General features: G+C 63.5%; 25 protein-coding genes. 20 read left to right on the top strand and 5 right to left on the bottom strand.

The genetic code is table 11. The features are described 5' to 3' along the window. Positions 1 to 9 precede the first annotated feature (9 nt). The 20 genes from MWL89_RS01010 to MWL89_RS00915 all read left to right on the top strand — a co-directional run bounded on the left by MWL89_RS01010 (position 10) and on the right by MWL89_RS00915 (position 11,902). Positions 10 to 441 (top strand): single-stranded DNA-binding protein, encoded by a 432-nt coding sequence (locus MWL89_RS01010; protein WP_244411400.1) that lies wholly within the window; start codon positions 10 to 12, stop codon positions 439 to 441. A 31-nt stretch (positions 442 to 472) separates the two neighbouring features. Further along, positions 473 to 949: a hypothetical protein gene (locus MWL89_RS01005; RefSeq protein WP_244411399.1), complete on the top strand. Its 477-nt coding sequence runs from the start codon at positions 473 to 475 to the stop codon at positions 947 to 949. After that, positions 946 to 1,263, top strand: a complete 318-nt coding sequence (gene mihF / locus MWL89_RS01000) for an integration host factor, actinobacterial type (RefSeq protein WP_244411398.1) — start codon at positions 946 to 948, stop codon at positions 1,261 to 1,263. The genes MWL89_RS01005 and mihF overlap by 4 nt, the downstream gene beginning before the upstream one ends. A 126-nt stretch (positions 1,264 to 1,389) precedes the next feature. After that, positions 1,390 to 1,671, top strand: a complete 282-nt coding sequence (locus MWL89_RS00995) for a hypothetical protein (protein WP_244411397.1) — start codon at positions 1,390 to 1,392, stop codon at positions 1,669 to 1,671. A gap of 85 nt (positions 1,672 to 1,756) precedes the next feature. Next, positions 1,757 to 2,053 (top strand): hypothetical protein, encoded by a 297-nt coding sequence (locus tag MWL89_RS00990; RefSeq protein ID WP_244411396.1) that lies wholly within the window; start codon positions 1,757 to 1,759, stop codon positions 2,051 to 2,053. 627 nt (positions 2,054 to 2,680) lie between these two features. Then, positions 2,681 to 2,929, top strand: a complete 249-nt coding sequence (locus tag MWL89_RS00985; RefSeq protein ID WP_244411395.1) for a hypothetical protein — start codon at positions 2,681 to 2,683, stop codon at positions 2,927 to 2,929. Positions 2,930 to 2,943: 14 nt separating this feature from the next. Further along, a complete protein-coding gene (locus MWL89_RS00980; RefSeq protein WP_244411394.1) occupies positions 2,944 to 3,153 on the top strand; it encodes a hypothetical protein in 210 nt (69 codons plus the stop codon). Positions 3,154 to 3,164: 11 nt separating this feature from the next. After that, positions 3,165 to 3,410 (top strand): hypothetical protein, encoded by a 246-nt coding sequence (locus MWL89_RS00975; protein WP_244411393.1) that lies wholly within the window; start codon positions 3,165 to 3,167, stop codon positions 3,408 to 3,410. Positions 3,411 to 3,464: 54 nt separating this feature from the next. After that, positions 3,465 to 3,935, top strand: coding sequence for a hypothetical protein (locus MWL89_RS00970; protein ID WP_244411392.1), 471 nt, complete (start codon positions 3,465 to 3,467; stop codon positions 3,933 to 3,935). A gap of 609 nt (positions 3,936 to 4,544) precedes the next feature. Beyond that, positions 4,545 to 4,985 carry a hypothetical protein gene (locus MWL89_RS00965; RefSeq protein ID WP_244452961.1) on the top strand — a complete coding sequence of 147 codons (441 nt, stop codon included), beginning with the start codon at positions 4,545 to 4,547 and terminating at the stop codon, positions 4,983 to 4,985. Continuing rightward, positions 4,985 to 6,328 (top strand): relaxase/mobilization nuclease domain-containing protein, encoded by a 1,344-nt coding sequence (locus MWL89_RS00960; protein ID WP_244411390.1) that lies wholly within the window; start codon positions 4,985 to 4,987, stop codon positions 6,326 to 6,328. Before MWL89_RS00965 ends, MWL89_RS00960 begins: the two co-directional genes overlap by 1 nt. A 56-nt stretch (positions 6,329 to 6,384) precedes the next feature. Continuing rightward, positions 6,385 to 7,095 carry a hypothetical protein gene (locus MWL89_RS00955; RefSeq protein ID WP_244411389.1) on the top strand — a complete coding sequence of 237 codons (711 nt, stop codon included), beginning with the start codon at positions 6,385 to 6,387 and terminating at the stop codon, positions 7,093 to 7,095. A 169-nt stretch (positions 7,096 to 7,264) separates the two neighbouring features. After that, positions 7,265 to 7,588 (top strand): hypothetical protein, encoded by a 324-nt coding sequence (locus MWL89_RS00950; RefSeq protein ID WP_244411388.1) that lies wholly within the window; start codon positions 7,265 to 7,267, stop codon positions 7,586 to 7,588. Between the two features lie 170 nt (positions 7,589 to 7,758). Beyond that, a complete protein-coding gene (locus MWL89_RS00945; protein WP_244411387.1) occupies positions 7,759 to 8,100 on the top strand; it encodes a hypothetical protein in 342 nt (113 codons plus the stop codon). After that, a complete protein-coding gene (locus MWL89_RS00940; RefSeq protein WP_244411386.1) occupies positions 8,097 to 8,330 on the top strand; it encodes a hypothetical protein in 234 nt (77 codons plus the stop codon). The genes MWL89_RS00945 and MWL89_RS00940 overlap by 4 nt, the downstream gene beginning before the upstream one ends. Positions 8,331 to 8,334: 4 nt before the next feature. After that, positions 8,335 to 8,535, top strand: coding sequence for a type II toxin-antitoxin system Phd/YefM family antitoxin (locus MWL89_RS00935; protein ID WP_244411385.1), 201 nt, complete (start codon positions 8,335 to 8,337; stop codon positions 8,533 to 8,535). A gap of 3 nt (positions 8,536 to 8,538) precedes the next feature. Continuing rightward, positions 8,539 to 8,718, top strand: coding sequence for a hypothetical protein (locus MWL89_RS00930; protein WP_244411384.1), 180 nt, complete (start codon positions 8,539 to 8,541; stop codon positions 8,716 to 8,718). Positions 8,719 to 8,880: 162 nt separating this feature from the next. Next, positions 8,881 to 10,122 (top strand): hypothetical protein, encoded by a 1,242-nt coding sequence (locus tag MWL89_RS00925; protein WP_244411383.1) that lies wholly within the window; start codon positions 8,881 to 8,883, stop codon positions 10,120 to 10,122. A gap of 443 nt (positions 10,123 to 10,565) precedes the next feature. Beyond that, the gene (locus MWL89_RS00920; RefSeq protein ID WP_244411382.1) at positions 10,566 to 10,934 is read left to right on the top strand and encodes a PDDEXK family nuclease; all 369 of its coding nucleotides are present in this window, start codon (positions 10,566 to 10,568) and stop codon (positions 10,932 to 10,934) included. Positions 10,935 to 11,590: 656 nt separating this feature from the next. Further along, the gene (locus MWL89_RS00915; protein ID WP_244411381.1) at positions 11,591 to 11,902 is read left to right on the top strand and encodes a hypothetical protein; all 312 of its coding nucleotides are present in this window, start codon (positions 11,591 to 11,593) and stop codon (positions 11,900 to 11,902) included. Positions 11,903 to 11,947: 45 nt separating this feature from the next. On the opposite strand, the gene MWL89_RS00910 is transcribed toward MWL89_RS00915, so the two are convergent. The 5 genes from MWL89_RS00910 to MWL89_RS00890 all read right to left on the bottom strand — a co-directional run bounded on the left by MWL89_RS00910 (position 11,948) and on the right by MWL89_RS00890 (position 22,024). Continuing rightward, positions 11,948 to 12,679: a class B sortase gene (locus MWL89_RS00910; RefSeq protein ID WP_244411380.1), complete on the bottom strand. Its 732-nt coding sequence runs from the start codon at positions 12,677 to 12,679 to the stop codon at positions 11,948 to 11,950. 60 nt (positions 12,680 to 12,739) lie between these two features. Beyond that, positions 12,740 to 16,246, bottom strand: coding sequence for an InlB B-repeat-containing protein (locus MWL89_RS00905; protein ID WP_244411379.1), 3,507 nt, complete (start codon positions 16,244 to 16,246; stop codon positions 12,740 to 12,742). An 85-nt stretch (positions 16,247 to 16,331) separates the two neighbouring features. Further along, positions 16,332 to 21,350: a SpaA isopeptide-forming pilin-related protein gene (locus MWL89_RS00900; RefSeq protein ID WP_244411378.1), complete on the bottom strand. Its 5,019-nt coding sequence runs from the start codon at positions 21,348 to 21,350 to the stop codon at positions 16,332 to 16,334. 145 nt (positions 21,351 to 21,495) lie between these two features. Then, on the bottom strand, positions 21,496 to 21,837 hold the full coding sequence (locus MWL89_RS00895) for a hypothetical protein (RefSeq protein WP_244411377.1): 342 nt from the start codon (positions 21,835 to 21,837) through the stop codon (positions 21,496 to 21,498). Between the two features lie 10 nt (positions 21,838 to 21,847). Continuing rightward, a complete protein-coding gene (locus tag MWL89_RS00890) occupies positions 21,848 to 22,024 on the bottom strand; it encodes a hypothetical protein (RefSeq protein ID WP_244411376.1) in 177 nt (58 codons plus the stop codon). Positions 22,025 to 22,027 lie beyond the last annotated feature (3 nt).

Raw genomic sequence — 22,027 nt, 5'->3', positions numbered from 1 at the left:
GCATTGGAAATGGCTATCAACCGCGTCAACATCTCCGGCAACCTCACCCGCGACGCCGAGCTGCGCGTAACCGCGAGCGGCACCCAGGTGCTGGGCTTCGGCGTGGCGGTCAACGACCGCCGCCGCAACCCGCAGACGGGCGAGTGGGAGGACTATCCCAACTTCGTCGACTGCACGATGTTCGGCAACCGGGCCGAAGCGATAGCCCGGTACCTCACGAAGGGCTCGAAGGTCGCCGTAGAGGGGAAGCTGCGCTACTCGTCGTGGGAGCGCGACGGCCAGCGCCGATCCAAGCTCGAGGTCGTCGTCGACGAGATCGAGTTTCTGAGCCGCAGCGCGAGTCCCGCTGCGGCCGACGGCCCCATGACCCTGCATGAAGACGGAACGGTGACTCCGCCGCCGCCCGTCGTGGACGTCTACGACGAGGATATCCCCTTCTAAAGGCCGCCCGCCGAAGCGAAGGGAGGACCACATGCGGAGAAAAGCGGCAGCCGCAGAGCACGGAACGATGGCCCGATACAGCCGAGGATGCCGATGCGAGCTTTGCAGAGCGGCCAAGGCGAGCGGCAGGCTGCCCCAAGAGCGCAGGGAGCTGCGGGCGTTGCTTGCCGACCCCGGGGATCCGAGGCACGGTACAACCACGGGATACCGGGTCGGTTGCCGCTGCGAGCGGTGCCGCGAGGCCAAGAGCGAGGCAAAAGCGCGCTACCTCGACGAGAAGAGGCTCGACCGGCTGGTCGGAGCCGGAGAGGGAGGAAGAATGAAGTCGTACACGGCGAGGATAGTCAAAACGTACCAGAAGGAGGTCAAGGTGGAAGCGACCAACGACCGCGAGGCGTTGAGATTCGCAAGCAGCAAGATCATGCAGGGCGGCAGCCAAGACGAAATTCTGGTGAAAAGCGAGATCTTCATCGAGCCTGCGGCCAAGGGCGAAGGGAGCGGGCAATGAGTGGAGTGCCGAACATTACCGACGAAGAGCGGCGCCGGGCGCTTCGCGTCGCCGTCGAGAAGCGCCGGGAACGCGCGCAGTTCAAGGCGCTTGTCAAATCAGGCGAAATCGACCGCGCCGCCGCCCTCTCCGACAGGCGGGCGACGGACATCAAGGTGGAAGAGCTCTTGAAAAGCATGCCCAGAATCGGCAAGAAGAACGCAAAGTGCATCATGGCCCTATGCGAGATCGCGCCGAACAGGCGTGTGCGCGGACTCGGACGCAGGCAGCGCGAAAGGCTGAGCGACGCCGTGGCGCATTGGGACTCGAAATGATGTGGGCAATCGGCGCGGTCATGATCGTCGCCTGGAGCTGCTGCATTGCCGCCGCACGCGCCGACGAGAAATGCGCGCGCATGCAAACAAAACTCATGCGGTGCGGCGGGAAGGGGGTGTATGTCGATGGCTGAGGCACCTGGAAGCGGCTATCAGGACGGCGTGCGCGACGGCATCATATGCGGCCTAGCAATGTCGGCGGTCGTCACCTTGCAGGAGATCCCGGACGACAGCGGAGACGCGCTGGCCGCCGCATTCCTGAGAATCGCGGGCGTGAAGGACATCGAGGGCCTGGCGGCGCTGAGGAACAACCCGGTCGACGAACACAACGTGGACTACCTCGTATGCCATTTCGGCAATCTAGGAGCAACGAGCTTTTCCGACCTCGCCGACGAGACGTCGGAATGAGGCGGCGATCATGGCTACTCAACGCGAAAGAGGCCCGCCCGAACCTTGGAAAACAGGAATCAGGCCGTCGAAGGAGGATGAGCACATGGGAGACGATTTTTCCCAAGCAGGCCAAGAGGAGCAGGGGCAGAAGCCGACCGAAAGCGCTTTGCCTCCGAAAAAACCGCGACCCCAGAAGAAGCAGAAGGTCGTCTTGCGCTCCAGAAGCGAAATGGAAGCCATGCTCAAGTCCATGTACGAGGTGAAGGCGGGCAACCTCGCCGAAGCGATCGACATAGCAAACGAGCTGGGCGTGGTGTACCTCGTCGACAGAGAGAGCCGGGAAACGCAGGGGATACTGCTGTCGATGGAATCATATGATGCCCTTTCTAGATCGCGCTGAAGCGAAACGAAAGAATTGCCGCAACGGCTTCGCAGGCATTGGCTGCGAAGCCGTTTCTTTTTAACCCCGTCTTCCGCGAGGAGCTCCTGTTCGCACTCCGCTCTAGCTCGGCGCGCCCCTCGACGCGCTTGCCCGGCATGCCCCGCCGTTTCCCACCCTTCCCACAAGGCCGGGGATTTCACCGAACCCCGAAAGCCTCGTGGAAAGCGCGGAAAACGGCGGGGAGCCGCCAGGCAAGCCGGGGGATGGCCTGCCGCCCTCCCCCGGACCCCCGCCCCGCCGGGCCTGGGCGGCCCGACCGCCTTCGGATCGGGCCCATCGCAGCAGAGGCCGCGACAGCCGACGGCTCTGCGCTCCGCGCAGCCCGCGCGCACCATCCGAAAGCGCCTTGCGGCCTCTTCTTGCGCCGTCAGCTGCGCTGCGTCAAGGGGCCGCACGAAACCTGCCATAAGCGCCCTGCGTTTCGGGCGCTTATGGGGGTTGCGCCCGCTTGGGCGGGCTTCGTGCAGCTCCCTTGACCCCGCTTCGCCGCCGGCGGCTGCTGCAATCACAGATTGCGACGCGCGCGTCGCAATCGCGAATCCAAAGGGGGTTCGCAGGCGCGGGCGGAAAGGACGGAGGCAAGAGATGAAAGAAACAGAGTCCGCGAAGATGCACGAGCGCGCGAGGAGCGAGACCGCAATCGCAATCGGGAAAGTCATCGGCGGCGTGGCGGATTCAATCATGGCGGGCTTGGCATCCGGCACGAAGATAGACGAGCGCGATGCCATAGAGAGCCTGTGCCTCGCGCTCGGCGTGGAACCGGACGGCAGGGACGATTGGGTCGCCGACTTCGCGCGGTGCCTGAAAGCCATCGAGCGCGGAACCGAAGCTTAGAAGGAGGAGGGAACATGGTTGCGAGGAAACTGACCGTCGACGACATGCTGGAAACTCTCACGGCACTGAAAGGGCACGGCTACGGGCGCTCCGAGGTGTACGTGTTCACGGACGAGGAGGGCAACGATATAAGACCCCTCTACGAGGGAATGGGGCCGGGCATCTGCTGGTCGGACACCGCCGAGGCGTACCGCATCCCGGTCGGCTGCATCCTTATTGGCTAGGAGGTTCGGCAATGGAAAGGTTCATCGTCTACGAGCGCTCGTTGTGCCAGAGCTACCGCAACGCCGTTCTTCGCGGGGCGCACTATTGCTCGCTTGCCACGGAGGAGGATGCGAGCGAGGAATGCATCTCGACGATGGAGTGCTTCGAGCTCAACACGTTCTATGTGGACACGGAAACCAAGCGGCTGTGCGACCCCGTGGCGGATAGGTCGTTCGACCTCGAAGAACTCGGGTTGAGCGCGCGCGACTTAAAGTAAGGTCACGGTGCGCGGCGCGGAAAGCGCCGCGCACTCTGGAAGGAGAAGAAGAGCATGAGCTATTACGTCGAAACCACCGACTGCGATTTCACCATCAAGAAAGAGAACTATGGGGAGGCGTACCGCCTGCTGTGCGAGCTCAACGCGCGCGACGAGCTGAAAACAGGCGGCTGCTACCCTCCTTGCGAAACCCGCCCCGAGCACTCCAAGAGCATCGCCCGCAACCCCAACGTATGGTTTGCGTGGATGCCGTGGAACTACGACGAGGTTTTCGGCAGCGCCGTCGAAATCCTAAAGGCCGTCGGCTTTTCTGTCGAGGAGAACGAGGGCGGCATCTGCTTCGTGTCGTATGACACCAAGTCCGGGTGCGAGGAGGAGTTCATGGCGGCGCTCGCGCCCGTCGTGGAGAAAGGCTCCTACATCGAATGGGAGGGCGAGAGCTACGGCGACCTGTACCGCTACGAGTTCGACGGGGAATCGATGTGTATTCTCGCGGGGGAGATGACTTGGAAAGCAGTGGGCTGAAACCGCGAAGAAGCGCCCGCGCCGTCAAAGAACGGCGCGGGCGGAATCTGAATCTGTAACAGAATACGGGAATCTTGGAAGGGGGTGCGAACCCCCTTTTTGTTTTTGCGCCGGGCAAACCGAACGCGCATCCGAGCCGCCATCCCGAACCCTTCGGCGCGAATGTGCGGCGAATCCCCCGAACCCGCGAAACGAAAATCGGCGGCGGAGTTGCACTGTCACCGCCGACCGGTCGCGCAATTGGCTTGCATTCAGTGCGAGCGATCGCGACCGCAGGGGGACTTTGGGATGAGGTGAATCCGCGCAGGCGCGGAGCCCTCCGGGCGGGCCCTCCCCTAGCCGGGGAGGGCGAGGCTCGTACCTGTCGGCAAAGCCGACGGGTACGAGCACGAGAGCCGTATAATGTAGCCCAATCTTTCAGATTGTGCTACATTATACGTGCCGGCAAGCCGGCACTCGCCCCCGCTCAGACGCGGGGGATCAAGACAGGGCGCAAGCCTCTCGCTCACATCAGCATCGCGATTCCGCCAGCAAGCTCACTCCCGTTCGCGCCCGAAAGCAAGCGCCCCGCGCACTGCTGCGCGGGGAAGAACCGGGAAAGCTGCAAGCATGGCGAGAAGAACAGCGCGCAATATAAACGTCCATGTCCGCATGAACGAGACGGAGCATCGCATGCTCCGTGAAAACGCCGAACGACTGAACACGACTCCTGCCGCGCTTGTTCGGGCGCTTATCTCGCTGCCGGTCGAACTTCAAGAAGAAGCGTGTGGATCCGACGATGCAGAAAGCGTCGTCGTGTTCGACCGCGCAGCCATCGCAAACCTTTCCAAGCAGATTCGGATGTGGGGCTACCACTACGACCAGGCAGTGCGCGCGCTGAACACCATCGCGTCGCGCAGGTTCATGCGCCCCGAGGACGCGGCGCACTACATGAAGAAGGCAACATCGCTCTTGGAAGGCATCGAGGAGACGCGGCGCGAACTCGAAGGCGAAGCGAGCAGACTTGCCATCCGCGCGCTTGCGCACCTCCCCTTAGGGCGTGAGCGCTGATGCCGATGCTCGGCTCGAAGAGATCCCACGAGGCGTGCGGCGTGCGCATCCGCGACTACCTCGAACTCAAAGACGGCCGCCCGCGCGCCATCGCCCACGACTTCGTGAACATACACGGCAAGGACTACCAGCGCAACTGGGGCTACGTCATGGACCGCACCAGGGAGGAGTTCGGCAACGACGGGGCGTGGCGCGGGAAGGATGCCGTCACCTACAACCACTTCGTGGTGAGCCCCGACCCGAGAGACGGCGTGGACGTCGACACCCTGCGCGAGCTCACGATGCGCTGGGTGCGCGAGTTCTTCGGCGACGGCGCGAACGCGGGAAGGCTCGGCAACTTCGAGGTCGCCGTCGTCTACCACGACGACAACGAGAACCACGTACCCCACGCCCATGTCATCGTCAACAACACCGACCTCGACAGCGGACGGCGATTGCAGATAGACAACGCCACGAATGAGCGAACGCTGCCGAACAGGCTCCAAGAAATAGCGAAGGACATGGGCCTGCGGTACTTCGACAACGACGTCAACGAGAGGATACGGAAGGAAATCCAGCAGGCGGGGCGCTACTTCACGAAAGAGGAACGCAAGCTCCTGAGACAGGGCCGGTTCTCATGGAAGCAAGACCTCGCCAACAACCTGCAAGTCGCGCGCAGGACATCCCGCAACGAAGCGGAGTTCCTTGACGCGTGCGACAGGCTCGGCATCGCCGTCGAGCAGAAGGGCGACGACTGGATGTTCTCGCATCCCGCCAACCCCGAGCGCTGGAAGGTGAGGGGATATCGCCTCGGCAAAGCGTATTCGAGGACGGGCATCGCCAAGTCCATCGAGGACGACGCCGCGCGCATGGCGCCGCGCAACCCGCAGGTGCGCGAGAACGTCGCGGCGCGCATCGGCGACGAGGAGATCGAGGCGTTCGACGTTCTGCAAGGGTTCATCGACAGCATGAAGCTCGCCGTCGTGGTGGAGCGCGGCGTCACCGTCGCCCAAGCCGCCAAAACCCTCAAAGTCAACGACGACTACAAGATCAGGTGCGCCGAGGACTACGGCCGCGAGATTGCGCGGCTCGATTCGATCATCAAGAAGCTCGATGGCGGCGAAGGCTCGCGCGGCTACATGGCGCAGCGGAAGCTCCTTGCCGAAGCGCGCGACATCGCCGCGCACGGCAGCTTCTTCGCGAACGTTCCCGATGCGGGCGCACGCCCGCACGGCGGCAAACCCGCGCCCGCTGGAACCGGCGACCAGGGAAGGAAGAGGGCGCAGGATCGCAACCGCGAGAGCGGGCGCGCCCGCTCGCAGGGCACGCCGACACGCAATCGCAACCAAGGCAAGAAGCACTGATTGCAAGCGCCACACGCCGAGCAGCGTGAAGCGAAAGCCGACGGCAAGGAGGATGCATGAACACGTTCATCGAGATCGAATGGAAAAACGGGAAGATCACCCGGTTCCCCGACACCGGCTACGAGGGCGACAACTTCGGGGAGAACGTCGCGCCGGAGATCGACATCAGGTTCGACGACGTATCGGGCGGGCTCTACCTCGAAGTGAGGCATCACGAGCCCGCGCGCCCGTCGCAAGACGAGCTCGCCGACCCTCATGCCGAGCAGGATCCGCGCGGCGTGCCCTGTCGCATCTACAACGACTACTACATCGAACTCGTGTGCGCCGAGGACATGGACGACGTGGTGTGGGTGAGCTACGACGGCCAGCCGCGCTTCGTCCGAATCATGGAAGAGCTGGTCAACCTCGCGAAGATCCAGGCACTCCAGAAGCTCTACTTGGGAAACGGAAAGGCGGATGCCGCCGTACTCTCCCAGATCGCCGAGCTCGCCTCCATCGTGAAGTCACAGATGCGCGGCAGGCTCGCGGACGCCGGGCAAACATGGGGCGTCGCCGACCTCGAAGAAGCATGCGCGGCAGAGCTCGGCGTGAGCCGCAGCGTCCTCTTCGCGGCAGGCGCGTTCCAGGCCGAGCAGGAATCCCAGACGGAAGCGGGCCCCGCAGCCGTCCAAGAGCCCGCCGCCGGGCCCTTGGACGACGGGGCGATCGTCGATGCGGAGATCGAAGCCTTCGAAAACGACCCGTCCCTCGCCGATTACAGCGGTTGATTGTGGAGCGGTTGTGAAGGCTGTTTTTACAGCCTAAAAAACGGCTTGAGAAACGGCTTCCCGGGTAGAAGGAAGCCAAGGGAGGCGGAGAAGGAAGGGAGCCCCGAACATGTGCGACGAAGACCGCACGGCCGCAAGCCGCCCAGCAGGCGGAATGCAGGGAGACGAGATGACGAAGACAGTCGCGGATTCTGTCCGCGAGTGGGAGCACGCCGGCATGCGGTGCGTGAGGCGGTGCAGGATGCTCGGCGCGCCGTGCGGCTACGTGGAGGTGCCGGAGGGGCATCCGCTCTACGGGGTGGAGTTCTGGGACATGGCGTGCGAGCCGGACGTCTACGGCGGCGTGACCTACACAGGCAACCTCGGCGTCGACGGCGCGTGGTTCGTGGGCTTCGACATGGCGCACTACGGAAACTTCCGCACCGGCGACGAGTGCGAGCGCGAGACGGAGAGGCTGGCGGAGCAGCTGAGGGATTGGAGTGAAGATGATTGACGATGGAATCCAGTGCGAGGCGACGGAGAGGCTGCGCGGGCTATCGGACAGTTTCTACCCCGACTGCGGGGCGAGGGTGGCGAGCGGATGATGGACGTCGACAAGACGCGACGTCAACGGAAGCAGATGTAGGCAACGCTATCGATTAGAAGCGGGAAAGGACAGTCGCAATGAAGATCGAGAACGGCAATCGCGGGCGGGGATGCCTTGACGAGCAGCTTTCCGAGAAATACAAGGACTTCCTGGGGCATCCCATGACGGTCCGGGAACTCCGGCTCATCCCGTACCTGCAATACCTCGTGGTGAACCGGCAGCCTTGGAACATCGGGAAGATGCGTCAGTCCGAGGTCGAAATCTGCAACAAGTGGCAGCGAAAAGGGTGGCTTCTCGCGGGTTCGACCGCACCGCTGCGCGTCAACAGGGAGTTCTGGGACTTCATGAACGATGTCCTATGGGATGCCTACGCTTTGCACTTGAGCGCGGGCAGCGCAGACGATGAGGATGGTGAGTGAACATGGAACGCGACGGCGGCGCGCCGGGCGGAGAAGTCCGCAAAACCGTTTCCAGCACGGTGCTCGGCTACAGGCTGGTGGGTTTGGCGCTGGTGCTTCTCGGGGTGTTCTCGTTCCTTGCGGGCAGGGGATTCACAACGAGCGCGCTCCTGCTTGTCGCGGGACAGCTCTTAATCACCCACGCGAAAGTCGAGGAGCTTTGCGAGCGAATCGCAGATTCGAAAGGATGATCGCATGAACTATGACGAAACCGGCTTCGTGAGCATCAGCGAAGCGAGGGGGCACTTCAACGAACTCGCCCGCAAGTGCGCGGCGACGGGCAGATCCGTCGTCGTGTTCAAAGGATGCAACCCCTACGTCGTGATCGAGCCTTACCGAAAAGAGTGCCGGCAAGGCGAATACGAAGACGAGCGCCGTGAACCCAGAAGGGAGTGAAGCATGTTCGCGTACCTGGTGGTGATGGGAGCCTGGCTGGTCCTCTGCCTCAGTGGCGTATGGGCGCTTGTGCGGGGCGTGTTCTCGATCGCCTCATGGATCGTGCGCTCGCTCGCATCAGCCTGCCGTTTCGTCGCGCGGAAGGTGCGCAGGGCGCGCCGGCGGCGCGCCCGAATCGTTTGAAGGGAAACCTCGCCTTCCTGCATCCGACAGGTGATTGACGGGGAGGTTTCGCATGGCATCGGAAGGGGGAAGAGAGCAGGATATTAACATCGAAACCCACGGGTAGTACACTTTACTGGGCGCTTTTACGGAAGCGTTCGATGCAAGAAAGGATCGCAGAAGATGGAAGACAAGCGAACCTCCGAGAACACGGAAGGCGAAAGCACCGAGAACATCCAAGAAGAGAAAGCGGCCGAAGCGGAGCAGCAGGTCGACGCCGGCAGCGGAGGTGCCGATTGCACGGACGCGCCGCCTGTCGAGGGCAAGCGCAAGTGGAGCGCCAAGAAGAAGGCGACCGCCGGCATCGTTGCGGCGGTGATCGTCGCCGGGCTGGGAATCGGGTGCTGGTACGCGCTCGGCGCCGACCAGGGCCAGCCCGCCGCGCAGGAGCAGAAAGCCGAGAAGAAGGAAGCACCCGACGCCGATGCCGAGAAGCTGGCGAAAGAGCCGCGCCCCGTGGGCGTCTCCATCAAAGCCGATGGCTGGAAGCCCGAGAACGGGACCTTCACGCTCGTGGTCAAGGATGCCGCCGGCAACGAGGCTGCAAAGCTCGCCGTCATGCCGGACGGCAACGGCGGCATGGGCGCGAAGGACGCCATAGAGGCTCTGCCGGAAGACCAGTTCGACGCGGCAAAGAAGGCATATAAGAAAGACGACGGCATCGCAGAGAGCCCCATCCTGGAGCTGGCGCCGGGCGAATACACCGCCGAGCTCGCCGACGTGCCGACCCTCGAAGACGGATCGACCTACAAGCTGCCCGATGCGGCTCCGTTCAAGGTAGAGCCAATGAAAAAGAAGGGCGACGAGTCAGTAGCGGCGAAGATCGAGTTCTCGCTTGAGAAGATCGATCCCGAGGACGAGGAGGCCGTCGAGGCCGCCATCGAGGCGCTGCCTGAGGAGAAGCGGGAGGCGGCGCGCCAGCAGTACCAGAAGAAGGCCGAGCAGAAGCAGCAGGTCGCATCGGGCGGCGGCGCGGCTTCCAGTTCGGGCGGCGGCAACGCAGGCGGCGGGTCCTCTTCCGGCTCCGGCAACAACAATAACGGTGGCGGCTCCGGCAACGGCGGCGGGTCCAGCGAACCCCAGCCACCCGCACACACCCACGTCTATGATATCCCCATCGTGGAGAGCCGGTGGCAGGATGGCGAAGGGTATCAGCGCATTCCACGCTACTACATCAATAGCGGAGGAAATCTAGTTGGCCCCTTCTCTTCCGAGTCAGAAGCGTGGGCATGGGCTGATAAGAATTTTGCCGAAGGAGGACCTGGCGGATCCTTGGTTGACGATTCCTATGATTCGTGGACCAAAGAGCCTGGCTACTACGATGTCGTAATCGGCTACAAGTGCTCCTGCGGCGCGGTGAGGTAGCCGCCCATGCCGCTTTTGAACACCATGTAAACCCGCAGGCAGACGGCTCAACAGAATCGCGTTTAAGGCCCTAAAAAAAGCGCCCCCGGTGTCCAGCACCGGGGGCGCTGCCGTTTTTCAGCCGTTCGATCCGCCCGGCAGTCGCGAGAACCGTTCGCGCCGCCGTCGAACACTTCCTATCCGCTTACGAGCCGATGCCGGAAACCTGGCCGATCTGCCATCTGCCATGCCCCATCGAACGGCCTCGGTTCGGATCGCCTTGCGGTTCCTGGAGCGCATACGTTCGCACGGCACCGCCCCTGCGGCAAGGGCCGATAAAAACCTCGACGAACCCGTTCCGGCCTCGCAAGGTTTTTCTCTTTCCCCCTTGCCGCCCGGCGCGCAGCTGTGCAGCCGGATGCGCCACAGGGCCCGGAAGGCGGCCCCGAACGAAGGAGGCACCGATGGAAAGCATGGTCGAAACGGAGAAGCGAGCCAAAGACACGGTATCGGATTACCTGAGGAGGCGCGACATGGAGATTATCGACGACAAGGGGATCGGCATGACCGATTTCGTCGCATGGGACGGCGACTCGCTGGTGTTCGTCACCGTGATCGTCCGCCTGCACGGCGCAGAGGATCTGCCCGATGCCGAGGAGACGCACTCGCACAGGGCCCACGCCGAAAGGGATGCGGCGGATTGGCTCAGCCGCAACGGCGACGAGGGCACCGTCGGGGTGCCGGTGAGATTCGACATGGCGTCGGTCCTGATCCTCAACGGCTCCATGGCGCTTCTGCGCTACCATTCGCACGCGTTCGGAGGCGAGCTCTAGCCTCGGATTCGCAGGCCGCCTACGCAAGCGGGCGGCCTGCGAATATAAGGGAGCTCGCCGAGTTCGATACCGTCGAAGAGGCGCGGGAGCACGCCGAGCAGATGCGCCTTCAGGGCTTGCACGTCAAGGTTGCGAGCTCTATCGATCCTTGGCGCCTCGAGCACAAAGCCTGGCGCGCCGCCCGTGCCGCCAAAGGCCAGGACTGAGGTCCAGCCCTCTCCGACTGTCGCAAGTCAGGCGACGAAAGCTAGGGGCGTCCTCGCCCTCTGCCCGCTACTCAACCGCTGAAATAGATGCCCATATCCACGAAAAAGAGCACGGGTTGGGGGCAGATATGGGAGAAAGAGCCTGGTTACTACGAATGAGGTTGTCGGCAATAGATGCAGTTGCGGAGCAATTGAACTTCTTTGCGATCCGGCGCTCGATCGCCAAGTTCGGCACAGTTGAGGAGGCAAGGAAGTTCGCCGGGCGAATCCGCAGGTAGACGGCTCAACAGAATCGCATTTAAGGGCTTAAAAAAGCACCCCTGGTGTAGTACACCGGGGGCGTCGCCGATTTTCCCCGTCCGGCCCGCCCAGCGTTCGCCTCCCCGTGAGGTTTTCTGTCCACACGGGGGTGTATGGTCTGGCTGGGACGGCCCGTCGAGAGGAGACGTCATGGGTGGCAGGAAACGCAGGAAATACCACAGCTGCTATGCCGTGCAAGTGGAGCGCGGCCCGGGCGGCAAGGTGCGCTATCTCGAACCGAGCCCGCTGGAACCCCACAAGGGGCCGTGGACCAATTGGATCGGGTGGGCGCGCCTGTACGGGACGCGCGACGAGGCCGAGAGGGCGGCCGAGCGATACAACGAGAGGGAGCACGAGGCCTGGGAGCGCGACATGATTGACGGGATCAGGGGCAACGATTACGGGATCTACAAGGCCGTCGAGGTTCGCTACGCAATATCGGAGCTCAGCGAGGGCGAGTAGGCCGGCTGACTTCCGGCGCCTCAAATGCGAGCGGGCAGCCGCGGGTCAGGCGACAAACACCAGGAGCGTCCTCGCCCTCTGCCCGCTCCATGCGCTCGAGCACGTGACGAGCGTGAGCACCCTGCTCGCGTCCCCGGTCATGGCATCCAGCTCGGGGGAGACGGCGGTCGCGTCGTGGGACAGCTCCTCGAGCCACGATTGCAGCTCGTCCACCGTGCCGAACTCGAACGTCTGGATGGGCGCATAGCTCATGTCGACGCTCATGGCCATGGCCGGCTCGAAGTCAACGGTACCGCCATCGGGTGTGCTCCAGTGTGCCGCGCCGATGCCGACGAACTTCTCCTGCTTGTAGGTATCGTAGATCGGCGAGAACATCTGCCCGGAAAGCCCCATGTGGTGCCCGAACACGAGCATGTGCCTGCCGTCGGCGTCGGCGCGGCGGTCGAGGTAGAGGCTGCCCACCGGACTAGGGTTGCCCCAGAAGTCGTGATGCAGGTACCAGTCGGAGGGTTTGCCTTCTCCAGGCTGCACGACGGGGTAATCGATGTCAGTCCCCTCGACAGAAAGCCACGCCACCGTCTCGGGGTTCTGCTGGAGCAAGGCATCCCAGTCGACGCCGCCCTCCCCGCTTTGCGGAGCGGCCTGTTCAGAGAGCGCTTCATAGGCACCGTCCTGGCAGGCATACATGGCGAAGATCGCCGCCGCGACGGCGATGCAGGCCGCCGCGACGACGAGCAGGATGGCGTTGAGCACCCTTCCCTTCTTCTTTCTAGGCATCTGGAAACCTCCAAGAAAGAGCCCCGTGGCGTCGAATGCCGACGCCACGGGGCGATGCGTTTACCGTTCGTCTCGACCGTCGCAAGCGCGCTTGCGACGGAGCGCGAACGCCGAGCCTGCGCCCGCAGCGAGTGCGGCGGCTGCGAATCCCAGCGCGAGGCCCGGGCCACCCGTCTGGTCGAGGGGCGTGGTCGCGCGCGGCGCCCCGCCGGAAGCGGAGCCGGCAGAAGAGCCGGACGCGGCCTCCGCTGCGATCGCGGCATCCGACACCGGCTTCCACATCGCTGTGACGTCGATGTCTTTGGTCACGCATCCGAAATCGGTGTCCCAGCCGACGAAGGCGTAGCCGTCGCGCACGGGCTCGCTCGGTGCCGTCGCCTTCCCGCCGTAGGGAACGGTGTCGGTTTCGATGATGTGGCCCTGGCCGTCGTAGAACGTGACCGCCAGCGTCCTTTTTGCCCACTGGGCGTAAAGCACGACCTTGCCGCCTTCTTCGGAAGTGAGGTTCACGACTTCCTGGGCGTCTTCGAACGGGGTTCCGGAACCGTCAGAGGCGGTGTTCCACCCGAGGAAGATGTAGCCGGGCCGTTCGAAGGCGTTCTTTCGCAGCGCCTGCGCGGCATCGTAGGTCATCTGCTGGTCGTCCATCTTTCCTGTTCCGCCGTTGGCGTCGAACGCCACGGTGTAGGAGATCGGCGCGACGAAGGCGGTGTACTCGCTCGTGCGCCACAGCCCCTTCCCGCCGCGCTCGGGAACGATGATCGGATCTTCGCTCACGACGGCGCCTGCCCAATCCTCCCATCGGTCGAAGGCGTATCCGTCGGCGACAGCCAAGCTCGAACCCTTCGCCTCGCCCGTGGCGGGGGCAACCGTCTCCGAAGAGACGGAAGGCGTGGAATGCTCGGAGTCGTCCGCGATGTAGCCGATCGTCACATCGGGGTTCTCGACCCATACGGCGTAGAGCGTGACGGTTGCCCCGTCTTCGGAGGCGAGCGCGGAAACAACCTCGGCGTCATCGTAGGCGACATCGCCGCCGGGTTCGGTCGCCCAACCCGCGAAGGCGTAGCCCGTGCGCTCGAAAGCGCAACCATCGAGGGCCTTCGCCTCGTCGTATGCGAACGCCTGCCCGTCCATCGAACCTTCGCCGCCGTTGGCGTCGAAGGCCACGGTGTAGGAGATCGGGGCGATGCGCGCCTCGTAGGTCGCTGCGTGCCACAACCCGTCGGTCCCACGAGAGGGCGTGAACTCCTGGGAGGCGCCGACCTTCTCGCCGGTTGAGACGTCGACCCACCCGTCGAAGCGGTATCCTTCCGCAGGCGTGACGGTGCTGCCCTTCGGCTTGCCCGTCGCCGGCGCGAGCTCGTCGGAATCGTTGGAGAGCTCCGCGTGGTCGGGGTCGCTCACGGTATAGCTCACAACGACATCAGCATCCTCGTCCCAAACGGCATGGAGCGTAACCTTGCCGCCGTCTTCCGAAACGAGGTTCTTGACGGTTTGGCGGTCGGTGTAGGCGATCGCCCCGTCGTCATCGAGCGACCAGCCTTGGAACGAGTAGCCGGCGCGCCGGTAGGCGTTGCCGGAGAGCTCCTGCGCCTCGTCGTAGGCGAATTCCTGATCGTCCATGTGGCCGCGGCCGCCGTTGGCGTCGAACGCCACGGCGTAGCGGTTGGCGCGCCACGTCGCGTTCACGGTCATCGGCGCGGTCACGCGGGAGAAGTCCGCATCCCAGCCGTCGAACGTGTAGCCGGTGCGCACCGGCTCGTCAGGAGCCTTCGCCGAGGTCTTGTGGGGCACCTCGTCGCGCGACAACTCGCCTCCCATGCCGTCGGTGAAGACCACGGGGTAGGTGTCGATCGACCACTGAGCATAGAGCACCACTTCGCCGCCGTCTTCGGCGGTGAGGTTCTTCACGACCTGCTGGTCGGAGTAATCGATCCGTCCGCCCTCGGGCGACGTTCCCCATCCGGTGAACGTGTGCCCCTCGAGTTCGTAGCCGCAAGCGCGGAGCGCCTGCGCGGCGTCGTATCTGAACTCCTGCTCGCCCATGTCGCCCACAGCATCACCGTCGTTGGCGTCGAAGACGACCGTGTACTCGTTCGGCCGCCATTGGGCGTGCAGGACCACCCTGGCCCCGTCAGTTGCCGTGAGGTTTTTCGCCTCCTGCTCGTCGGAATACGCCTTGCCCGACCCGTCCTTCTCTGCGTTCCAGCCAGTGAAGGTGTAGCCGGTCTTGGTGAAGGAGTTCGGCGTGAGGCTCTTGGCCTTATCGTAGGTCATGGCCATGTCGTCCATCGAGCCATCGCCGCCGTTGGCGTCGAACCCGATGGTGTAGCGGTTCGCTCTCCACGTCGCCTCGATGGTCGTGTCGGAATACACCTTGTCGAACGAACCATGCCATCCCTTGAACGTGTAGCCGGTTTTCTCGGGATCGGAAGGCGCCTCGGCGCCCGATCCGAACGAAACCTTCTGGGTTGCAATGACGGAGCCGCCGTGGCCGTCCGTGAACGTCACGGTGGGGTTCTTCGCCCACACGGCGTGAAGCGTAACCGCCGAATCCTTCATCGTCACCGATGTCGTGACGCCCGCCTTGTCGGCCTGATCCTTGCTCGTCACCGGCTCGAGCTTCTTTTCGCTCCAGCCGAGGAACGTACAGCCCTCGCGCTGGGGCGAAGGCGCGTTCACGGCGACCTTCGAGCCTTCGACGTGGTAGCCCGAATAGTTGTCGGCAGCCGGATCCGGCACGCTCCCCTTGCCGCCGTTCACGTCGTAGGTGACGGGATAGGCGACCTCGAACTCGATGTCGTCGACGAAGTTGCCCGAATCGACGTCGTAGCCCTCGACGTCGGCGAAGGTGAAGCGGGTGGTTGTCTGGCCTTCCGGCACGAGGTAGACGCCCTCATACGATTCCCAAAGGCCGGATGTGTCGATCGTCGATGTGCCGCCCGCCGCGTCGGATCCAGTCGTGGTGGAGCTTCGCCCGTCCGGCGGCGTGGTGGCGATAACCGTACCCACCGGGCCCTTCTTGTCCCCGGACCCGTTAGTTGACGTTCGGGTGGCCTGTTGGGCCGTCTCCTTCCCCGGCGCGCCGATGAGCACGCTCATCTTGTCGGTATGGTCGCCGTAAATGCTCGCGTGCCTGAGCGACCAGCGGTAGACGGCTCCCGGCACGGTTGCGACATCTTGGTAGATGTGCTTTCCGGCGTTCTCGCTCACGAGCTCGGCGTAGACGTTTCCGTGCTTGTCCTTCTGAAGCTCGACGATGTTGGAGAGCTTGATTTCGCCCGGCGAGTTCTCATCCATGCGGTCGTTCGACGTCCACCCGAAAGCGTTCCTGTCGAAACCGTTGAACCTGCCGTACAGGATCTCGTTGTTCATCGTGTAATATCGGCCGTCTGGCGCCACGTAGCAGAACCTGAAACGACTCTCGTTCGGCGCGCCGTCGAGCCTCGGCGATTTCCAAGGGTAGTCGAAGCTGCCGTTCACGATCTGCGAGGGAAGCGCTTCGGCGATCCCGGGGGCGCCGAGGAGCGACGCGGCGAGCAGGATGCTGCAAATGATTCTCTTCAAGTTAAAACACCTCGTTTCCAATGAGAGAAAGAGGTTCGGCCCCTCTAAAGGGCAAGGGGCCGAACCAATTGCAGAACCGGATACGCTAGCTCTTAGAGTCCGAGTCGGAGTCGGCGGAATCGTCGCCCGTACGGTCGGAGTCATCACCGCCGTCGGTCTGTGGGTTCTGCGCACCTGCCGAATCCGTCATGTCGCCTTCGCCTTGTGGAGCGGAAACGTCATCCGAATCCGACGTGTTCGCTGCTTCCTTCGGAGCTCCATCGGGATCGGAATCGGGATCGGTACCCTCGTCGTCGGGTACGCCGGAAGCGATCTTGCGCTTTCGGTAGACGTAGGTGCCACAGGCAGCTGCCGCAACCGCCGCGCAGGCGCAAGCTGCAACAAGGAGATCGGAACCGGTCTGATCGAGGTTCTTGCCGGGCGTCGCCGGCGTCTCGGAGACGATCTTCTTCGGCACCTGGGTGACGAAATCATCGTCATGGTCTTCGAGGCCTTTGCCGCCACCGTTGCGGTAGAGGTCGACTTTGGCGGAGTTGTCGAGCGTGGTTCCCTCCGCATAGTCCTCCGTCACCTGCATATGGATGATTGCGGGCGCGTAAGGTACCTGCCGCTGCTCCACGCGATGGACGTCCTCGGCCGGAACGAAGACCGTGCGGCCCTCGTGGTCGAACATGTAGCCGGCGCCGTCCTCGTGCGCGGCGAGCTCGTCGTCGCTCATGTACCGCGTCTCGAGCACGTTGCCCTCGCCATCGCGGATCTCGACGCGGTTGCTCGCCGGCACGGTGAAGCCGTCGCCCTTGTGGGTCGCCTGAACGTCGTCGAGGTCGTCGTGGCCGCTCTTGATGTTCTCGCGGTCCCAGTCGCCGGCGCGCGTGGTGAAGCCCTCCTCGACGCGCCCGTACTCGAACCGGATGCCCGTGACGTGCTCGCCGTCGGCGAGCCCGAGGTCGCTCACCTTGAGCTCGGTCGCCTCGGTGGTGCTCACGTCGGCCTTCCAGAGGCGCCATCCCGCGTAGTCGATGGCGCGGCCGTCGTCGCCCAAGCTTGCCTCATTCGACTCATCTGAGAGCCAGGGGTTCTCGTGGCCGTCGGAGAGCGTGGCGTTGGCCCCGGAATCGTCAACGTAGTCGGCGGGCGTCTGGTCGGTCTTGTACCACACGTTCATGAGGCCGTCGTAGTCCTGCCAGCCCTGCGCGGTGGTGATGCCCACGAGCTCTGCCACGCCGTCGTTCGCAGCGTCAAGGCCGTCCTCGACGGTGAACTCGTCGGTCCACGTGCTCGAAGTGCTGCGGTAGTCGAGGCTGTAATCGTAGAAGCCCTCGTCGGATACCGTCACGTCGGCCTTGTTCTGGAGGTCGCCGTTCTCCTCGTGATCCTCGGCCACAGGGTCGGCGATCTCTTGGCGCTTGTCGATCTCGCCGGAGATATTGATCGGTTCGTCGTACATGGTCACGGTCTGGATCTCGCCGGTGGGCAGCACTGTGAAGTCGATGCTCTGCGCCTTGTCGTAGCTGTTCGGCGTCATCTCTTCGGTGAGGGTGTAGTCGCCGGGGGCCAGGGCGTCGATGCGATGCGGCTCCTTGGTGCTCGTCCAGCTGGCTACGACGTTGCCCTCGGCATCGGTGATCGTGAGCTTCGCGCCCTCGACCTCGGCCTCGTTGGTGATGTCCCGTTTGGAAATCTCGACCTTGGTGTAATCGTCCTCGACGGGCACGGCATGGACGGGCTCGCCCTCCGTGGTGCCGTCATCGTGGATGGTGAACGTGCGGATGGCATCGTCCACGAGGAAGCCGTCGGGGGCCTTCACCTCTTGGATGCGCCATGCTATCTGGCAGTCCGAGTCGCTTGCGTCGAGCAGGCCAGCCAAGGATTCGACTGCGTGCTCGCCCGCCGCCTGCTCCATCATGGAGAGCAGGTCGCCGCAGCGCGCGGGGAGGTGCTTGATGACGATCTTGCCGTCCTCGCCGGTCGCAAGTTCGATGCCGAACTTGTCGAACACCTTGTCGAGCACAGGCTGGATGCCGGGTTTGAGCAGATGGCTCGCATGCGACAAGCCTTCATCCCAAGACATCACGGCATATGAACGGGACGCGGCGTCGACGACGATATCGATTTTCGCAGCGTCGCCGTATCCCGCGATCGACAGCTCGTAGGTGCCGGGCTCGATACCGTCGATGGAGGCGATATCCTCATCGAATGAGAAATCGCCCTCGTCGTAAGATGCTCGCTCCATGTCAGACGCCGCGACGGAGAGGCCGGCGCCCCACCCGAGCACGCCTTCGGAGTATTCAGCGGAATAGATCTTGCCGGCTTCGAGGTCCATCCCGGCGTCGTCACCGAGGTCGACCTTGTTGCCCTCGCGGTCGGCCACCTCGAGCGTGTACGTTCCGGGTTCGACGAAAGCGGGCTTATCCGCGAGGGGAACGACGTTCCCCATCTCGTCGGACACGGAGAAGCTGTAACCCTCGGGAACCGCAACGGTAAGCTCGGCGTGGTCGAAGCTCTGCACGAGCGATATTTTCGCATCTTCCGCATCGTCGCCATGGTCGGCGATTCCGTCGAAGCGCAGGGCGAGAGAGCCCTTGTCCGCATCCTGGCCCGGTTCGTCGAGCTCGAGGAAGCTGGGCCACAAGTCGAACTCGGCACCAGGCAGGGGCGTGTCGGTTCCCATGATCGTCTTGTCGACGATCGTCTCGGTGGGCGCGTTCTTCGCCTCGGCATCGGCGTAGACGACTTCGGTCGTGTCGTTCTCCCAGATGAGCGTGAACTCGATGGGGGTGGTATCGAGCTGATGGCCCGCCGGCGCCTTGGTTTCCACAAACGCATATTCGGCGGTTCCGTCGCCCAAGGGCAGGAGCTTCGTTTTGGCGGTGCCGTCATCGCCGGTCGTCACATGGTCGACGACCTCTCCGCTTACTGCCTGCACGGTGCCGTCGGGGCTTATCACGTCTTCGCGCGCCACGACGTCGAACTCGGCGCCGGAAAGCCCGCCGCCGTCGCACCACGGGCACCCGTCCTCGGCGCACGCCTTATGGATGGTCGCCATGCCGTGGGCCTGCTTGTCGGACACCTTGACCACCGTGGCGGGCGAGGCGTCCTGATAGCCGTCGGATACCGTGAAGGGCACGTCCTCTCCGTTGAGCAGGTAGGGCGGCTGCGCCGCGACCTCGTGCACCTTGTAGTCGCCGGAGGGCAGGCGGTCGGGAAGCGTCACCCAGCCGGAATCGTCGGTCGTGAACGTGTCGATGTCCGCCTCGGTCATGGAAACCTTGTTGCCGTGGTTGTCGAGGATGTTGAACGAGAAGCCCGCCAACGGCACGGTGCTGCCGGATGCGGCGTCGGTCTTCACGATCTGGATCTTCGAGTTCAGGGTCTTGTCGATGACGGAGAACTGGAGGTTGGCGCCATCCGCCATCTGCTCTGCGGAAAGCCGCCAGTCGTCCACGTGGTCGAAGCCCTCGGGCACGGTTTCGGGGACCTCGCGCACGGTGTAGCCCGCCTCGTCGTAGGGCAGCGCGCCGTTGATGTTCTCGTTGCGCTTACCCTCGCCCATCCAGGGCTTGGAGGGGTCGTAGGTCGCATCGCCCGAGACGGCCTCAGGGTTGACGGTTTCGGGGTCCTCGGTGGAGGCGAAGCCGTTCTCGTTGGTCGTCAGCGTGCCGACGACCTCCTTGGTCGTGTTGCTGATGATCTCGAACTCCACGCCGACAGCCGGGTCGGCCATGCCGTCGTCGCTTTCCCAGTCGTCGTTCTCGCCGCCCTTGGTCTTGGCGATGGTGAGGTCGAAGGCGACGACGTTCTCCTTGAAGTCGTCTTCGGGAACGAGCTCCACGGGATCGGGTGCAGTATATTCAACGGCCTTGACTTCGTACTCATGGGGAGTCGGGTCGAGTTTGTAGCCCGTCGGCGCTTTCGTCTCAGTGACAACAATCTTTCCTAGAGGGATGTTTCGCACAACAAGCCGCCCGCTACTATTGGTAACGCCGGTTGACTCCCATCCAGGCGTGGAAAGCGAAACAATCTTATATTCGGCACCTTCGAGCGTAGCGCCTGGCTGTGCTTCGCCAAGCGTGGCTCCGTCCTTCTTCTGAATGGTCAGAATGAGGGTGCCGGGGTCGTCTGTCAATTGCTCGCTGCTGGTGTCGTTGCCTGTCGTGAACGGTATGCGGTTCGGATTCACCTTGAAGCCCTGCGGGGCCTTCGTCTCGATGGCGTAGTAGCTCTTGTTGGGCTTGAGCTTGTATTCCGCATGCCCCGAGCCGTCGGTGGTGATGGTGGCGACCTTCTGGTTGTTGCTGACATCGTAGATGTCGTAGGTCGCGCCCGCGTAGGCGTACTCGGAGTTGCCGGACGTGATCTTGGCGTCGGCGGAAACCTTCGTGAAGTTCACGGTCACGTTGGGGTTGTACGTATAGGAGAGGATGTACTGGAGCGACGAGCCCGCGTTCAGCATGAACACGTCGAATTGGGAGGAGTCGGGAACCTCGCCCATGCGTTGGCACATCTTGCGACCGGTCGCAGAGGTGTTGTACTCCGCCCCGTGCTCGTTGAACCCTATGACGTTGTAGCGGCACCAGTTGATGAAGCTGCTGCTGCATCCGAACATCGCGGCGTTACCGTTCGACGAAGAAGTGTCGGCGATGATGATGTGGGAGAGAGCGCGGTAGCGGTCAGGGGTCATCGGCGATCCGTCGTACCAGGTGCTCGGCCACATGCTCGCATCGAAGCCCGGCGCGCCGTAGGCGAACCACATGTCGGCGCGCAGCTCGGCTGCACGCTCAGGTTGCTTCAGGATGGGGGACACCTTCGGATACGAACCCGAGTTGGGGGCGTTTTTCGACGGGTTCGCGCAATATGCCTCGTTGCCGTCGACGGTGAACCTGTTGGTGAAGAAACCGGCATAGTCGATTTGATAGCCCTTGACGTAGTTGCCGGTTCCCCCGGAAGCGTATGCAACGGCGGGAGCGAACATGCCGAGCACGTTGCCTACGGAGAGGACGACCGCCAACGCGAATGCGAGCGCCTTGCGAGCGAAGGCCCCGGGGCCCTTCGCTTTCGTCTTTTGCGGCGGGCGATGTCCGCGCCCGCCTGTGTTCCTACGCATTGAAACCTCCTCGAATCTCTTCGGTCGATGCTGTCATGACTTCCCCAGCCGCAAACCCACTCCTTCCGCGTCGGCGGTGAAGCCCGTGCTCTAAACGGCGCCGCCAGAGGCTTGCGCCGTCTTTGCCCTGTATATACCCGCGAACCTAGCCGAAAGGCCGGTGCACCGGCCAGAACTGGTGCCCGTCGACCTCGACGAGATTCACGTTCTTAGCAAACCAAGCCAGGTACTCCTCTCGGTCGGAGCGTTCGCGAACCAGAATCGGAACCTGCACCCATTCGACGACGTGATGCATCTCGAATGAGTTGTCAGCCTTTTCGAACTCTTTCCGATACTCGATGACGAGCCCATATGCTCCCGGGTGATGGGAAAGCTCGCAGAAAGCCATCCGGCGCCTGCTAAGCCCGCTCTCGAACGGCACGTCGATGCACTCGATGCCGCCCCGCGCAGGTTCGTAGTTCTCGGTGTAGCGAATAACCACGTGCATGGCGGCCTGCTCACCGCCCCGCAACGCGAAGCTCCGACAGCCAGGCGTCGTTCTCCTCGCCGCCGTCTTCCGCGCCGTACATGTCGCGCCATTCGACAGGCTCGGCCGTCTGGGCGTCGCAAGGCGCTTCGGGTTCGGGCGCCTCGCTTCCCGGGCGAGCGAAGATCTTTCCGAGAATCCCAGCCATGGG

Source organism: Raoultibacter timonensis (assembly GCF_022845715.1).
Taxonomy (GTDB): domain Bacteria; phylum Actinomycetota; class Coriobacteriia; order Coriobacteriales; family Eggerthellaceae; genus Raoultibacter; species Raoultibacter timonensis.
The sequence above is the reverse complement of the archived record's forward strand: the minus strand, read 5'-3'. Positions and strand labels throughout refer to the sequence as shown.